At 38.7% G+C, this 16297-nt stretch carries 17 protein-coding genes; 5 read left to right on the top strand and 12 right to left on the bottom strand.

All coding sequences use genetic code 11. The annotated features are described in order from the left end of the window. Positions 1-16: 16 nt before the first annotated feature. The 7 genes from truB to Q1K34_RS13110 all read right to left on the bottom strand — a co-directional run bounded on the left by truB (position 17) and on the right by Q1K34_RS13110 (position 4860). Positions 17-733, bottom strand: coding sequence for a tRNA pseudouridine(55) synthase TruB (gene truB, locus Q1K34_RS13080; RefSeq protein WP_300439696.1), 717 nt, complete (start codon positions 731-733; stop codon positions 17-19). Continuing rightward, positions 723-1517 carry an undecaprenyl-diphosphate phosphatase gene (locus Q1K34_RS13085; protein WP_300439699.1) on the bottom strand — a complete coding sequence of 265 codons (795 nt, stop codon included), beginning with the start codon at positions 1515-1517 and terminating at the stop codon, positions 723-725. The genes truB and Q1K34_RS13085 overlap by 11 nt, the downstream gene beginning before the upstream one ends. 5 nt (positions 1518-1522) lie before the next feature. Next, positions 1523-1780 (bottom strand): DUF3098 domain-containing protein, encoded by a 258-nt coding sequence (locus Q1K34_RS13090; protein ID WP_300439702.1) that lies wholly within the window; start codon positions 1778-1780, stop codon positions 1523-1525. A 25-nt stretch (positions 1781-1805) separates the two neighbouring features. Further along, positions 1806-2219 (bottom strand): GxxExxY protein, encoded by a 414-nt coding sequence (locus Q1K34_RS13095; RefSeq protein WP_300439705.1) that lies wholly within the window; start codon positions 2217-2219, stop codon positions 1806-1808. A gap of 82 nt (positions 2220-2301) precedes the next feature. Next, positions 2302-3180 (bottom strand): permease-like cell division protein FtsX, encoded by an 879-nt coding sequence (locus tag Q1K34_RS13100; RefSeq protein ID WP_300439708.1) that lies wholly within the window; start codon positions 3178-3180, stop codon positions 2302-2304. A 322-nt stretch (positions 3181-3502) separates the two neighbouring features. Beyond that, positions 3503-4216 (bottom strand): geranylgeranylglyceryl/heptaprenylglyceryl phosphate synthase, encoded by a 714-nt coding sequence (locus Q1K34_RS13105; protein WP_300439709.1) that lies wholly within the window; start codon positions 4214-4216, stop codon positions 3503-3505. Further along, complete coding sequence (locus Q1K34_RS13110; protein WP_300439711.1) at positions 4216-4860, bottom strand: 4'-phosphopantetheinyl transferase superfamily protein; 645 nt, start codon at positions 4858-4860, stop codon at positions 4216-4218. Before Q1K34_RS13110 ends, Q1K34_RS13105 begins: the two co-directional genes overlap by 1 nt. Positions 4861-4924: 64 nt before the next feature. On the opposite strand from Q1K34_RS13110, the gene ahcY reads away from it, so the two are divergent. Continuing rightward, complete coding sequence (ahcY, locus tag Q1K34_RS13115) at positions 4925-6241, top strand: adenosylhomocysteinase (protein WP_300439714.1); 1317 nt, start codon at positions 4925-4927, stop codon at positions 6239-6241. Positions 6242-6329: 88 nt separating this feature from the next. Here ahcY and Q1K34_RS13120 read toward each other — a convergent pair whose 3' ends face one another. Then, positions 6330-6548, bottom strand: coding sequence for a hypothetical protein (locus Q1K34_RS13120; RefSeq protein WP_300439716.1), 219 nt, complete (start codon positions 6546-6548; stop codon positions 6330-6332). A gap of 7 nt (positions 6549-6555) precedes the next feature. Beyond that, complete coding sequence (locus Q1K34_RS13125) at positions 6556-6741, bottom strand: hypothetical protein (RefSeq protein WP_300439718.1); 186 nt, start codon at positions 6739-6741, stop codon at positions 6556-6558. A gap of 170 nt (positions 6742-6911) precedes the next feature. Here Q1K34_RS13125 and Q1K34_RS13130 point away from each other — a divergent pair, with 170 nt between their 5' ends. After that, on the top strand, positions 6912-8708 hold the full coding sequence (locus Q1K34_RS13130) for a DUF885 domain-containing protein (RefSeq protein ID WP_300439720.1): 1797 nt from the start codon (positions 6912-6914) through the stop codon (positions 8706-8708). A 383-nt stretch (positions 8709-9091) separates the two neighbouring features. On the opposite strand, the gene Q1K34_RS13135 is transcribed toward Q1K34_RS13130, so the two are convergent. The 3 genes from Q1K34_RS13135 to Q1K34_RS13145 form a co-directional block, all read right to left on the bottom strand. Beyond that, on the bottom strand, positions 9092-9457 hold the full coding sequence (locus Q1K34_RS13135; RefSeq protein WP_300439722.1) for a hypothetical protein: 366 nt from the start codon (positions 9455-9457) through the stop codon (positions 9092-9094). Positions 9458-9683: 226 nt separating this feature from the next. After that, on the bottom strand, positions 9684-9917 hold the full coding sequence (locus Q1K34_RS13140) for a hypothetical protein (protein WP_300439724.1): 234 nt from the start codon (positions 9915-9917) through the stop codon (positions 9684-9686). Positions 9918-9943: 26 nt separating this feature from the next. Continuing rightward, entirely contained in the window at positions 9944-10120 is a 177-nt protein-coding gene (locus Q1K34_RS13145) for a hypothetical protein (protein ID WP_300439726.1), read from the bottom strand. 292 nt (positions 10121-10412) lie between these two features. Between Q1K34_RS13145 and Q1K34_RS13150 the strand changes: the two genes are divergently transcribed. The 3 genes from Q1K34_RS13150 (at position 10413) to dinB (ending at position 15590) form a co-directional block, all read left to right on the top strand. Beyond that, a complete protein-coding gene (locus Q1K34_RS13150; RefSeq protein WP_300439728.1) occupies positions 10413-13769 on the top strand; it encodes an amidohydrolase family protein in 3357 nt (1118 codons plus the stop codon). Positions 13770-13859: 90 nt separating this feature from the next. Then, complete coding sequence (locus Q1K34_RS13155) at positions 13860-14258, top strand: NUDIX domain-containing protein (RefSeq protein WP_300439730.1); 399 nt, start codon at positions 13860-13862, stop codon at positions 14256-14258. A 111-nt stretch (positions 14259-14369) separates the two neighbouring features. After that, the gene (dinB, locus tag Q1K34_RS13160; RefSeq protein ID WP_300439738.1) at positions 14370-15590 is read left to right on the top strand and encodes a DNA polymerase IV; all 1221 of its coding nucleotides are present in this window, start codon (positions 14370-14372) and stop codon (positions 15588-15590) included. Positions 15591-16297 lie beyond the last annotated feature (707 nt).

Consider the following 16297-nt stretch of genomic DNA (forward strand, 5'->3'; position numbering starts at 1 on the left):
TTAACAGTCAGTAGACTTAATTATTCTCTGGTGAAGGTAGCAATTTTTGAAAAGATTCAAGGTTCATTGCTTTTTCTACAGAATAATCGCCAATAGCCGTCCTTCTTAATTCAGAAAGATGGGCACCGCTATTTAAAGCCTGACCGAATTCGTGGGCAAGACTTCTAATATAAGTTCCCTTGCTGCAAACCACTCTGAAATAAATCTTCGGAAAATTCTCAGAATCGATCTCAAACTCTGAAATTTCTACCTTCCGGGATTTTACTTCAACTTCCTTGCCTTCCCGGGCATATTCATAAAGCCTTTTCCCGTCTTTTTTTAAGGCCGAGAATACAGGTGGAGTCTGCTCAATTTCACCAATGAACTTTTTTGAGGTTTTCTGAAGTAGTTCTTCCGTGATATGATCTGTGGGGAATTCCTGCTCAATTTCAGTTTCTAAATCGAAAGATGGAGTAGTGGCTCCTAAAGTAAAGGTTCCTGTATATTCCTTGACCTGTCCCTGGAGCTCCGGAATCGTTTTAGTAAATTTTCCGGTGCAGATAATGAGTAATCCCGTGGCAAGCGGATCTAATGTTCCGGCGTGACCAACCTTAATTTTTTTAATATTACAGCTTTTCCTGATTAGCCATCTCACCTTATTTACTAGCTGAAAGGAGGTCCAGTTAAGTGGTTTATCAAAAAGTAATACCTGTCCAGTTTTGAATTCTTCGGGAGTAATTTCCTTATTGTGCATATGCAAAAATAATAGCCGCCAGTCCCACTACAAAACAATAAATGGCAAACCATGAAAGTTTACTTTTCTTAACCAGGGCTATCATCCAGGTACAGGCTACAAGACCTGCTAGAAATGCTGCAACGAAGCCAATGGCCAGAATGGAAAAATCGGCAGAGCTTTCCATCAACTCCCCGCTTAGAAGATCTTTAGCGATCTTTCCGAAGATCAGTGGCACCACCATCAAAAATGAGAATCTGGCTGCTTTGGTTTTATCATTGCCAAGCAGTACTGAAGTAGAGATAGTAGCTCCGCTTCGGGAAATTCCCGGTAACATGGCAATCGCCTGCGAAACTCCAATTACGAATGCATTGCTGTAACTGACTTTTTTTCCGGTGTTTTTTGCTTTATCAGCAAGCCAGAGCAATAATGCAGTTATTAACAGCATAAAGCCTACAAATAATATATTTCCGCCGAATAAGGCTTCAAGCTGTTCTTCAAATAAAAGTCCAACTAGAACGGCTGGGATCATGGAAATGATGATCTTTACTGAAAATTGCGTTTCTTCATTCCATTTTAAACTCAGCAGGCCACCAAAAATTTCTAAAATATCTTTTCTGAAAACAACAATGGTACTCAACGCGGTGGCAAAATGAAGCACTACCGTAAATAGTAAAGATTCTTCTGGAACACTCGTATCTCCTAAAATCGCTTTACCTAATTCTAAATGGCCACTTGAAGATACGGGTAAAAATTCGGTAAGTCCCTGGATGATACCAAGGATCACGGCGTCTAATACGTCCAAATTCCTTATTTTTTATTCGGATTCAACAAAATGGCATACACCTCAATGGCAAAACCAATCAGGACCAAAGTAGGAGCAAGTCGAATTCTTTGAAAATTATAGATCGCGTCATTAAATTCATTCGGATCTTCGCTACCACCGCCAGACATTAAAATAAAGCCTAAAGCGATCACTGCGATTCCAATAAACATAAAGGTGTAGTTCTTCTTCCCAAAAACAAATCCGGTATTAAAACTGCCTTTTATTTTGTTATTTTCTGCCATAAATATACTTTTTGCCACGAATAAATTATAGAACTATTCTTTGGTGTATTAATTTGTCGGCTTCAAAATTAACCAATATCGCTAATTTATTCCCTGAAACTTTGAGATAATTAATACATTGCGCGACATGACGATCATTTAGAGCCGCAACCGACTTGATTTCTAATATTATTTTATTATAAATAACGAAATCTGCTACAAATTGGTGAGGTAATACAATCTCTTTATAATTTACCTGATATCGTTTTTCCCTTTCAAAGGGAATCTTTTTGGACTTTAGTTCATATTCTATAGCATCTGAATATACCGCTTCAAGAAAACCTCCTCCAAACTCATTGTCTACGTCAAATAGAACACCTATCAACTCATAACTTTCCTGTTTATAGATGAGGTTTGCCCTCCAGATTCTTGTTATAAACCGATTTTGCCACGGATGCACTAATAACTTTTAAAAAAAATATCTTTCTAAGCATTTAAAAAAAGATAAGATATTCGTGTATTAGTGGCTAATAATATAGTGTTTAATAGTATAACTCATCCGTTTTCAGATTTAGAAAACGCGACGTGGCAAAATACGTACTTATCCATGTAATTACAATTCCCATCAGGAAAATTCCGGAGAAGAGAATTACCAGCATTTTTATATCTCCAAGAAGGTTAAGTTCTGTAAAACTGTTATTGAGATAATAAAGTACCGCGGCCATTCCTATTAATGCCAGGATAGCCCCAATAAGTCCAAGCTTTACACTTTGCCATATAAATGGTCTTCTAATAAATCCTTTGGTGGCGCCAACCATTTGCATGGTTTTAATAATAAATCTTTTTGAATATACGGCCAGGCGAATACTGCTATTGATCAATAGCACTGCTATAAAGGTGAAAACTGCACTGGCTATTAAAACCCAGAAACTGATCTTTTTTACATTATCATTTAATAAAGCGATCAATGGTTTGTCATAAACTACCTCGTCTACAAAATTCTTCGAGGTAAGATCTTCCGCGATCTGGTCTACCTGATCTGAAGAGACAAAATCGGCATTCATATACACATCAATAGAATTCTGTAACGGATTGTATCCCAGGAATTCCATAAAATCTTCGCCAATTTCCTCGCTATGCGCTTCCGCAGCTTCCTCTTTGGAAACATAGGTGGTAGATTTTGTATAATCAGCCATAGCCAGGCTTTTTTTCAACTGTTCAATTTCTACTTCTTTGGCGGTGTCTTTTAAATACACGGTAAGAGCGATCTGTTCCTTAAAATGATCGGCTACTTTTTTGGTGTTCAATACCAAAAGCCCCAGCATTCCTAGCAGAAACAATACTAAAGAAATACTAATCACTACGGAGAAATAGGAAGATATAAGTCGGCGTTTCTGATACCTTTCAAAAGATGTGGTCATAGAGTGACTTAAGATTTTTTGTAAAAATAAGAAAGTTCGGCTTTCTCAATCTTTAAAACGTTTAAACTTTTAAAAATATTGGTAGGGTCTTATATTATTTAAATTGTCATTCCGACCGAAGGGAGGAATCTCTTTTTCTATTGAGTCTTCTCGGTCGCTTTGCTTCCTTGAAATGCCCTAATATTACGTCATGCTGAACTCGTTTCAGTATCTCTAGAAAAAAACTTTGAAATAAAGGTTGACGGATTTCTCGTCGCAGCAGCCTTGCTATCGCGGACTACTGCTCTGTCGAAATGACATTTCCGCTGTTATTAGGGAGCTATTATTGAAAAGTACCATTTTCGAAAGCAGTTCCTATCACTACGAGATCTGCTCCCGCATCATACACTCTATGAAGTTGTTGTATGCTGCGGATGCCCCCACCCACAATAATTGGAATATTCAAGGCATCTTTTACAGCTTTTATAATTTTCGAAGAGACCTGATCTTTTGCGCCACTACCTGCTTCCAGATAGATTATTTTTTTTCCTGAATATTGTCCCGCCAGGGCCGTGTTTACAATTTGCTGAATGTTATCTTGAGCCAGCGGAATAGTATTGCTCACTTTTTGCACTGAAGTTTCTCTTCCGCCATCAATCAAAATATACCCCGTGGGAATAATTTCCAGATTCGTATTCCTTATCTTTTCTACAGAACGTACCTGCTGTTCAATTAAAAATTCGGGATTTCTGCCGGAAATAAGACTTAGAAAAAGTAAAGCATCTGCATGTGAAGAGATCTGACTATGATCGCCAGGAAAGAGTATAACAGGTAAATCGCTTATACTTTTTAGGAATTTAACCACAGAGCAGGTTCTGCCTTCTTTAACCGTACTTCCTCCTACAAAAATATGGGTGATTTGCTTTGGTAATTTCTGAAGAAATTTCTGGGGTTTTGTTTCATCAAATTTATCGGGATCTATAAGAATTGCCAGTAATTTCCTCTTTTCAAATGTCGCCTGCTGAATTTCTTCCAGATAACTTTGTACCTCAATCATCAGGTTCCTTTTTTAATGGAAGGCATGGCATACACACAGGTGAAATTTTCAAATTCTAAAAATTCAACATCAAACCAACCGTCTATTCCGTTATACCTTACATGAGTTGTAGTTTTAGCATCGTCGAAATCGAAATCGGTTACATTGATATGCTGTAAAAAACCCACTCCGGGTTGCGCCAATATTTTATATACCGACTCCTTTGCGCCCCACACAATCGTAAGTTTTCTTATAAGTGCTTCTTCATTGGCAAGGGTATGATATTCATCTAAAGGAGTGAATTTATTCGCAATTTTTAGAATTTTGTTTCGCTGCTTTTCAATATCTATACCAACATCTTTATTGCTAATGATGATTGCCGTAAAATTAAAAGAATGGGTGATGGAAATATATTTATCATCTTTCAGGTGAGGCTTACCATGATCGTCGTAATAAAGATCATGATCGGTATAACCTGCCTCGGCCATTAAATGACGAATGCTCATAAAACCGCGACGATGAATCTCAGACTTCATCCCATGAACCCTGTTACTGCAATGATCGCTTAATTCCACATTTTTAGATAGCCAATCAAAAGATTCTTCAACCTTCCAAATGAAGACCTTAGTGAGTTCGTCAACTGTTATAGTTTTATAAAGAGGCATAAATTTTCTAAGCTTTTCCTTATTTTTGCAATTAGAAAAATTGCTAATATTCAAATATAATAATATGTCAACTAAAACAGTACCGTATACCGCCTATAAAGTAAAAGATATTGAGCTTGCTGAATATGGACGCCGTGAAATAGAACTTGCTGAAGCCGAAATGCCAGGTTTAATGGCGCTTCGTGAAGAATATGGAGCATCAAAGCCTTTAAAAGGAGCCAGGATAGCGGGATGTTTGCATATGACCATACAGACCGCCGTTTTAATTGAAACCCTTGTAGAACTGGGAGCTGATGTTACCTGGAGTTCCTGTAATATCTTCTCTACCCAGGATCATGCTGCCGCTGCTATTGCCGCTGCCGGAATTCCAGTTTACGCCTGGAAAGGAATGACAGAAGAGGAATTTAACTGGTGTATCGAACAAACACTTTTCTTTGGGGAAGAGCGCAAGCCATTAAATATGATCCTTGATGATGGTGGAGATCTTACCAATATGGTACTTGACGAATACCCAGAACTGGGTAAAGGTATCAAAGGACTTTCTGAAGAGACCACTACCGGCGTTCACAGATTGTATGAGCGAATGAAAAAAGGGACCCTTCCTATGCCCGCCATCAATGTGAACGACTCCGTTACAAAATCTAAATTTGATAATAAATACGGGTGTCGCGAGAGTGCGGTAGATGCAATTCGTCGTGCTACCGATGTGATGCTAGCTGGAAAACGCGTTGTTGTTTGTGGTTATGGAGATGTGGGTAAAGGAACAGCTCAATCATTCAAAGGAGCTGGCTCTATAGTTACAGTTACTGAAATTGATCCTATTTGTGCCCTACAGGCTGCGATGGATGGTTTCGAGGTGAAGAAACTGGAAACTGTACTTCCAAAAGCAGATATAGTGATCACTACAACGGGAAATAAAGACATCGTTCGTGGAGAACATTTTGAAGCCATGAAAGATAAGACCATTGTTGCTAATATCGGTCATTTTGATAATGAGATCGCTGTTGCCTGGTTAAATGAAAACCATGGAGATACTAAAGTTGAGATCAAACCTCAGGTAGATAAGTATACCATTGATGGGAAAGACATCATCCTTCTTGCTGAAGGTCGGTTAGTAAACCTTGGATGTGCCACAGGTCATCCTAGTTTTGTGATGAGTAATTCATTCACTAACCAGACTTTAGCACAAATCGAACTTTGGAAAAATACAGACCAGTATAAGAATGAAGTATATATGCTGCCAAAGCATTTAGATGAAAAAGTAGCAAAACTTCACCTGGAAAGAATTGGTGTGGAGCTTACCGAGCTTAAACCAGACCAGGCTGAATATATCGGGGTTGAAGTAGAAGGACCTTTCAAACCTGAATATTATAGATATTAATAAGGTTTTAGACCTGAAATGTTACAGGTTAGAATTAATAAAGCCCCTGCAGATACAGGGGCTTTTTCTTATATAAAAGTTTCAGTTTTTATTCCTTGATTACCACAGCAGTTTCTTCTCTTAGTACATCCTGACCTTTTAGCCATTCCTGGAAACCTGCCTCACCCATTCTGGCTTTCATTGCCCGGGTGCCTGCCGCAGTACCTTCTACCGTAACCCCGGAAACAAATGGGTAACTGGTATAACGTACTACACCGTCTACAAGCATATCATGATCGGGACCTACAGCTTCTAAAGCTTCATCCATAGCATCTTTAATATTCCAGCCAGCCTATTCGAGGGAAATAGGATTTCTTAGCTTCCGTTTTTACGCCTTCAGACTTGTGTATGTCCAGGCTTACATTTTTAGAACTGATTACGGTAAAGGCTACCAGTCTCATTGAGCAACTTGTTAATGGCATAACCGCAATTGCGACCATAATTAAACTTTTAAATTTCATAATGGGTGGATTAGTTGTTTTTCCTACTCTTTTGGATTTTCAGGTTTCTCCACCCGAATACAATTTTCCGAAATTTGCAGGATATATATGATATTTTTTATTGAGGATTCTAAACAATATCTGACTGCGATTTTTTCTTATCTTAGAATTATATTATAAAATCTTACAATATGTTTCACAAGATCATTCTTTCATTCTTCCTTTCTATTCTATTCATAGGTTGTAAAAATGAGAATACAGAGACTTCCGCAGATGATGAAAAAAATGAGGTCAGTGCAAAATTTGACAGCATCCTTAACAATTATTATGAAGATGGTTTAAAGCTGAACCCTATTTCAGCTACCACTTCAGGAGATATGCGCTATAACGACCAATTTCCAAATTTCCTTTCTAAAGAATATGAAGATAGCTTAAGAGCTTATTATACCAAATATAAAAATGAAGCCGGTGCTATAAGTGACGAGGCACTTAGCGACACCGAAAAAATGAGCAAAGATATTTTGCTTTGGGAATGTGATATCAACCTTGCCTCAATGGAATTTAAAAAAGACAAATATATGCCCATAGACCAGATGTGGTCTGTAAACCTGTTTATGGGTCAACTGGCCAGTGGTGTTGGTGCTCAACCTTTCAATACGGTAGAAGATTACGAGAACTGGCTAAAACGTGTGGATGGTTTTCTTAGCTGGATGAATTCTGCGGAAGAAAATATGCGCGAAGGGATGGAGCAGGGATATGTATTACCGGCTTCATTAATTCAGAAGGTGATTCCGCAAATGGAATCCATGACGGGTTCTAATCCAGAAGAGCATTTATTCTACGGCCCCGTAAATAACTTTCCCGATAGTTTTTCAGAAGAAGAAAAACAGCGTTTAACGGAAGAATATAAAAGTATGATCACCGAAAAAGTCATTCCGCAGTATAAAAAAATGCATACTTTTTTGCAACAGGATTATTTGCCAAAAGGCCGTAAAAGTAGCGGGATTGCAGATATTCCAGAGGGAGAGGAATATTACAAACATCAGATCAAGCTTTACACCACTACAGATATGACGGCAGAAGAAATTCACCAGCTTGGACTGGATGAAGTGGCCAGGATTTCAAAAGAAATGGAAAAAGTGAAAGAAGAAGTTGGATTTGAGGGAGATCTTAAATCTTTTTTCAACTATGTAAGGGAAAATAAAGAGCTGATGCCATTTGATAAACCTGAAGAAGTGATCGCCAATTTTGAAGAAATTCATGAGACCATGAAGCCAAATATCAGTAAACTTTTCAGTGTTACTCCTGAAACTTCTTTTGAGGTAAGAAGAACGGAAGAATTTAGAGAAAAATCTGCCAGCGCCGAATATAACCCTGGATCTTTAGACGGAACCAGGCCTGGTATCTTTTACGTGCCCATTCCCGATGCCGCCACTTATAATACTTATAGTGATGAATCATTATTTTTGCATGAAGCAATTCCCGGACACCATTACCAAATTTCCCTTACACAGGAAAATGAGAAGCTACCAGATTTCAGAAAAACTTTATGGTACAGCGGTTATGGTGAGGGCTGGGCTTTATATTCAGAATCTTTAGGAAAAGAGCTTGGGCTATACACAGATCCTTATCAATATTTTGGAACATTGGGGGCTGAAATGCATCGCGCCGTGCGTCTTGTAGTGGATACAGGTTTACACAGCAAAGGCTGGACCCGCGAAGAAGCGATCCAGTATTCCCTCGAAAACGAAGCAGAACCGGAAGCCAGTGTGATTTCAGAAATTGAAAGATATATGGCCAATCCAGGGCAGGCATTGTCTTATAAAATTGGTCAGTTAAAGATCCAGGAGTTACGTGAAAAAGCGAAAACTGAACTGGGAGATAATTTTGATATTAGAGAATACCACAAACAGGTGCTTGAAACCGGTTGCGTTCCACTGGAATTACTGGAGAATAAAATTGATAACTGGATCGCCGAGGCGAAATAAAATTTTTATAAATAGCAGAAAGCCCGTCTGGGAATTTTAGCCGTCAAGCTGGACTTGATTCAGCTTCTCTAGAGATCCTGAATCAAGTTCAGGATGACGATAATTAAAATTTCAGACGGGATTTTCTATTTATAATCTGGTATTCCTTTCCCGAGAATAAAATCACGCTCAATTAATTTCATATCACCTATATCCTGAAGCTTAACCACGCCGTCACTTCCCCGGGGAGGATCATTTTGATGATTATCGGTAAGCAGTGGATCACCTTCAAAGAAAAAAGCAGATAGATAGTAATATGTACCATCAGGTTCCAGTATAAATGGATGTATATGCGCCGGATTTTTACCATCGGGATAACTTCCCGGTATTTGAGTATAAAAAGTTCAACGCCCATCTTTAGCAGTTTTTATCCAACCTCTTAAATATCCATGTCGCCTGGCCCAGTTCTCTTCATTTCCTTTGGTAGGATAAATTCCTTCCGCATTTGTATGGTGAATGTATAAAACAATATTTTCAGCGGGTGTGACGCCATCAGGCTCATAAATAATACCCGATATTTTCAATTTATTTTCTGCGGAAGTAAATTCAGGTAGCGTATCAACTGCGCTAAGCTCCCGGTCGCCGTATTCCAGGACCGCTTCACAGCCTTCGCAAGGCCCGCCAATAAGTTTAGGTTCGTTTTGCTGTTGTGATCTTACGCAGGAAAACATCAACACTGAAGTTACGATTACAATTATTCTTAAACCCATTTTAATAAGCTTTAGATAAAGTTACTTAAAATTTGATTATCAGGTAAGTATATTGTTCCCGTAAATATTACAATAGTGCGGGAGTACAAATAAGCATTATAAGTGATCGACGATAAAAGTGAGGGTTTAAAAATGTCGATAAAGTATATTCCTGAATTTATTTTTGGATTATTATAAAGTAAAGAGGTTTGACTGATTACTAAGGATTTTTTACAGCCTATTTTTATTAGTTAAGGGAAGATTGAAAGTTCTTCATCATTTTATAAATGACCTTAAAAACGTATTTTCTTTTCTTTTTCCCGGAACTTTTTTCAAACCGAAATTTGATAAATTTCCCTCCAGGCTCATTGCTTGAAAATTGATAGTTGGTGCCATCAAGAACAAAACCTGTTTTTTCTGAAAAAATAAAATCTGACACGTATTTCTTTACCAACCTGCGTTTACCTGAAGAGCCTTTCATAATTTTTGGTTTTTGGTTAGAATGTATTAAGATACGAAAAAAATAGTTTGATTAATTTCACGGCCTTTGTAGAATTTCCCAATACCGTCAAAACTACCAGATTTATAGGTGTAATTATCGTTGGTTTTTTTGGTTTGCCCATTACATTGCAAAAAGGTGAAGGCAAGAAATATTATTAAGGTGCAGGATATAAATTTTCTCATAATTTTTTATTGACCTCAATAAATTTATAGAAAAACCAGCTCACTTAACTTTATTGATCATTGGTATTATTTATTAGATCACTTTCTCCGCCTATTTTAGGCTTTGCCATTTGGCAATCTTCAATTTGTTTTCAAATTAAAATTTCAGGCTGTTTCACTAGAAACTATCTCTGTATATAAGGTCGGGCATTACTATTAAGAAGAAATTTTGGTATTCTTATCTACAACCTGAACCTGAATAAATGATTAAATATATTCCTATATTGGTGAGCAAATTTATTCTAATAGAAACATGAAAAACTATTTCTACTTTATTCTAGGTATACTAATTTTTACTCAATTCGAGATCAAAGCGCAGGACAGTATTAGTATTGCCCAGTTAGATACTCTTACAACCAAAGAACTTCCTTTAAAACCGGCAAGAAAAATATCCTTTACCACAGAAGAAGGCACCTGGCTTTCTGTAGACGTGAGCCCGGATGGGAAACACATCGTTTTTGATATGATGGGTGATCTATACCGTATTCCTGTATCCGGAGGTAAAGCAGAAAAGTTAACCAGCGGTCTTGCGTATGATGTACACCCAAGATACAGCCCCGACGGAAACAGTCTGGTTTTTATTTCAGATAAGAATGGATCAGATAATGTCTGGATCATGGATCTGGAATCCAAAGAAATGAACGCAATTTCTGAAGAAAAAAATCAAAATTACTTTTCGGCTGAGTGGAGTCCCGAAGGTGATTTTATAGTTGCCTCAAAAGGTAGAAGAAATATAAAGCTTCATTTATATCATAAAGATGGGGGGAGTGGAGCCCAACTGGTTAAAGAGCCAGAGAATCTAAAAATGACAGATCCGGCTTTTAGTCCTGATGGCAAGACCATCTATTTTTCTAAAAGGAACAATGCCTGGAATTATAATGCCCAATTTCCACAGTACCAGATAGGGACTTATGATATGGAAAAGTCTGATGTTGCTACGATCACCGGGAGGTATGGATCTGCTTTTACTCCCACGCCTTCGCCAGATGGAAAATGGCTGGTATATGGTACACGCTTCGAAACTAAAACGGGGCTGGTAATTCGTGACTTAAAAACAGGTGATGAAGAATGGCTAGCCTATCCTATACAACGCGATGATCAGGAATCTATCGCCAGTCTGGGGGTATTACCGGCTATGAGTTTTACTCCAGACAGTAAAAACCTTGTTGTATTCTATGGTGGGAAATTGAATAACATTTCCCTTACAGATAAAAAAGCCACCCCTATTCCTTTTGAAGTAGATCTTGATCTGGAATTAGGTCCTGAATTGCTATTTAAATATCCTATTGAAGATGATGCCACCGCCCAGGTTACCCAAATTAGGGATGCGGTGCCATCGCCTGATGGATCAAAACTGGCTTTTACCGCCCTCAATAGATTGTATGTTATGGATTTTCCCAACGGGGCACCAAAAAGACTTACCAATAATGATTTTGTAGAAGCTCAACCTGCATGGTCGCCTAACGGAAATAAAATTGCCTTTGTAACCTGGGAAGATGATGGTGGATATATTTATAGTGTAGATACCAATGGAAGGAATTTAAAAAAACTTACTCTCAATAAAGCGATCTATTCCAACCCGGAATGGTCTTACAAGCATGACAGAATTGCTTTTACGATGGGAGCAGCAGAAGAATACAGGTTGGCCACCAGCATGAGCGGTTCTCCTAACAAGGAAGACCTTGCCTGGATCCCTTCCGCCGGAGGTGAGGTAAATTTTATTGAAAAATCAAAAGGGAGAGTGAATCCTCACTTTTCAAAGATCGATGACCGTATTTATGTGAATGATGATGATAAGCTAATATCATTAAGATGGGACGGCACAGATGAGAAAACACATTTATCTATAAAAGGAATAACTCCTTATGGATCCTCAGATGTGCATAAACATATGCTGGGAGAAGATGACCTTCAGGAAGAAAAAGATAAAGCCTCAAAGCCTTCTGAAATAAGGATCTCCCCAGATGGCAAACGAGCGCTGGCTAAGATTAATAATGATATTTATACCGTGGTGATTCCTCGTTTTGGACAAACTGCCAGTATTTCCCTTGCGAGCATGGATAAAACTGCTTTTCCAGCAGAAAAACTTACAGAGATTGGCGGGGAATTCCCGGCCTGGGAAGAAAATAGTAAAGATGTGCACTGGTCTTTGGGAAGCAGCCACTTTGTTTACGACCTGAAAGAGGCAAAGGTTTATAACGACAGTGTTAAAGCACTGAAAAAAGCGGAAAAAGAAGCTGAAAAAAAGAAAGACGACACAGAGGAAAAGGCAGACAAGAAAGAAGATGAACATGAAAACTTTAAAGCTGAAGAGTATAAAATTGTAAAGACCTATCAGCGGGCGATCCCTCAGGGTGTTGCTCTTATTAAAGGAGGACGTATCATCAGCATGAAAGGGGATGAGGTCATTGAGAATGGAGATATCTTAATAAGGAATAACAGGATTGAAGCGGTGGGGCCATCAGGTTCTTTAAACGCACCTGGGAACGCTACCGTCATGGATGCTTCAGGGAAAACAGTAGTGCCGGGATTTATTGATACCCATGCTCACATGTGGCCTAACTGGGAGGTTCATAAGAACCAGGTATGGATGTATTCAGCAAACCTTGCTTATGGCGTTACCACTACTCGTGATCCACAAACTTCTACTACAGATGTACTTACATATTCAGATATGGTAGATGCGGGAATGATCCAGGGCCCCAGGGTTTACAGTACCGGTCCCGGTGTAGGTTACTGGGCTTATAATTTAAAAGATCTGGATCACGCCAAAAGGGTATTGAAACAGTATAGCGAATACTATGATACCAAGACCATCAAAATGTATTTGACAGGGAACAGGCAAATGCGACAATGGATCATCATGGCCGCTAAAGAACTTAAACTAATGCCCACTACAGAAGGCGGACTGGATTTTAAATTGAATATGACACAATTACTGGACGGTTATCCCGGGCATGAACATTCATTGCCGGTGTATCCTATGTATAAAGATGTTTTACAGACCGTTGCAGAATCCAAAATGGCGGTGACCCCGACTTTACTGGTCTCCTATGGCGGGCCATGGGCAGAGGAATATTATTATGCTACAGAGGAACCGTATAAAGACGAAAAGTTACAATATTTTACTCCATATAATGAACTGGCTCAAAAATCGAGAAGACGTGGAGCATGGTTTATGAAAGAGGAACACGTATTTCCCAAGCATGCTGAAATGATGAAAGAAGTGGTGGATAAAGGCGGACTCGTTGGAGTTGGAAGTCATGGGCAGCTTCAGGGGCTGGGGTATCACTGGGAATTATGGTCTATGCAAAGCGGGGGTATGAGTGAACATGATGCCTTAAAAACCGCTACCATTCTGGGAGCAAAAACATTAGGTTTAGATGGTGATCTGGGATCTATAGAACCTGGAAAACTGGCAGATCTGGTAATCATGGATAGGAATCCTTTAGAGAATATTAAAAATTCTAATTCAGTTACCCATGTGATTAAAAACGGCGTGATCTATAATGCAGATAATTTGAACGAGATCCACCCGCAAGAGAAAGATGCACCAGATTTTGATTGGAAAATGCAAAGACCTGAAAAATTACCGGGCATTCAGGAATAGTTACGAATTGGTAATATTTACAGTATTTCGGGGTTTTGCTTTTAGATTTCAAAACCCCGTTTATTTTGATCTAATATCACAATCTTTTTAATGAAAAAATTTATTGATAAACTAGCTTTTATTTATATTCAGGATAAAAAAATTCTTATGAGCCTGAGTAAAGGTAAATCTACCTGGTATATCCCCGGTGGCAAAAGAGAAAAAGGAGAATCTGATATTGACGCATTGTCCAGGGAAATAAAAGAAGAACTTTCTATAGAACTGATTCCTGAAAGCATTAAGAAATTTGGTGTTTTTGAAGCTCAGGCTCATGGACATCCTGAAGGCACTATAGTTAGAATGACCTGCTACACTGCTGAGTTTACCAGTGAACTTAAGGCCGCTTCTGAAATTGAAAAATTGGAATTTTTCCCATATTCCAGGAAATCTGAAAGTTCATTTGTAGACCATCTAATTTTTGATGACCTCATAAACAAAGACCTGCTCTAGCTTTCGAAATAAATTCCAAAATTCGTCTCTCTTTTTAACGCTCTCTATTTCTACAACCAAAATAATTTTATAATTTTGGAATATTTCCAATTAAAAGGAATTATTCCTAATATGAAGAATGTAAAATCTATTATTCATCTGGATCTCGATACTTTTTTTGTTTCCGCAGAAAGACGTTTAGATTCCAAATTAAATAATAAACCGCTTATTGTGGGCGGGCTGGGTGACCGTGGTGTGGTTGCGGCATGCAGCTATGAGACCCGGAAGTTTGGTGTACACTCGGGCATGTCTATGAAAGTAGCAAGGCAACTTTGTCCGCAGTCTATCGTCATCAAGGGGAATGCCTCCACTTACACTAAATTCTCCCACGAAGTAACCGAGATCATCCGCAGTAAAGTACCCTCTTTTGAAAAGGCCAGCGTAGATGAATTCTATGCAGATCTTACCGGGATGGATCGATTTTTTGGGATTACTCAGTTTGCAAAAGAACTTCAGGAATCTATAAAAAAAGAGACCTGGTTGCCAATTTCATTCGGACTCTCACAGAATAAAGTGGTCTCCAAAATTGCTACCGGAGAAGGTAAACCCTATGCACAAAAGATCATTGAAGCTGGTACTGAAAAAAGTTTTCTGGCTCCGCTGGCCGTTAATAAGATTCCCATGATAGGAAATAAAACCTTTCAGAAATTATTGAATCTCGGAGTAAGAAAGATTGAAACCATTCAAAAAATGCCAGTGGAGGTACTGGAAAGTGTTTTGGGGAAAAATGGCCGTACTATCTGGAAAAGAGCCCACGGAATAGACAATCCGCCGATCATTCCTTTCCACGAGCGTAAATCAATCTCTACCGAGCGAACTTTTAACCGGGATACTATCGATATGGTTCGGCTGCATGCCACTCTGGTAGCCATGGCTGAAAGTCTCGCTTACCAACTAAGAAAAGGTAATAAACTTACTTCTAATGTAAGTGTGAAAATTCGCTATTCAGATTTTCAAACTTACAGTAAACAGGTGAAGATTGCCTATACCAGTGCAGACCATATTCTAATTCCAAAAGTGGAAGAATTATTTAAACAATTATATACCCGGCGTCTTCTTATAAGGCTAATCGGGGTGCGTTTTAGCGGACTCGTGGGCGGGCATTACCAGATCAATCTTTTTGATGATTCTGAAGAAATGCTGAACCTCTACAATTCTTTAGATAAAATTAAAAACAGGTTTGGAGAACATAGTGTGATGCGCGCGGTAAGCATGGATGTAAAAACAATCGGCAGAATGGGAAATCCGTTTAATGGGGAACCGCCAATCGTGCTGGCACATAGAAAACAGTAACTGGATGTTAGATATTGAGATCGCTTCACTGCGTTCGCGATGACTGTAACACAATGAGCAGCGAACAGTTAGCAATTAACACAGAAAAGTGATCGAACAGAAGATTTCTCCCTATGGTCGAAATGACAATAGTTAAAATGTCACCCTGAACTCGATTCAGGGTCTAAATAACAGATGCTGAATCAAGTTCAGCATGACGAAGAAGAACACGATTATAGTCACTGCGAGTGAAACGAATGGGAAGGCCGAAGTATAGAGATCGCTTCACTGCGTTCGCGATGACTGGAAGACAATGAGCAGCGAACAATTAGCAATTAACACAGAAAAAGTGATCGAGCAAAAGATTTCTCCCTATGGTCGAAATGACAATAGTTAAAATGTCACCCTGAACTCGATTCAGGGTCTAAATAACAGATGCTGAATCATCCCGATAGCTATCGGGACAACATGACGAAAACAATAAAATAAGACAATGCGAGGGCAACGAAGCAGTCTCAAAGCGGGAAAACCGAACTATAGAGATCGCTTCTACCGGGAAACCGGTATGGCGATAACAGGGTAAAAGAGATCGCTTCACTACGTTCGCGGTGACAAACCTAAAAAATGTTTCGACTGCGCTCAGCATGACAGGGCTCACTGCACTGAAAACCGATAATTGATAATTGTAGATTGATAAATGTACTTAAACTGCCATACATATTACTCTT

This window comes from Christiangramia sp., from assembly GCF_029937855.1.
Classification (GTDB): Bacteria; Bacteroidota; Bacteroidia; order Flavobacteriales; family Flavobacteriaceae; genus Christiangramia.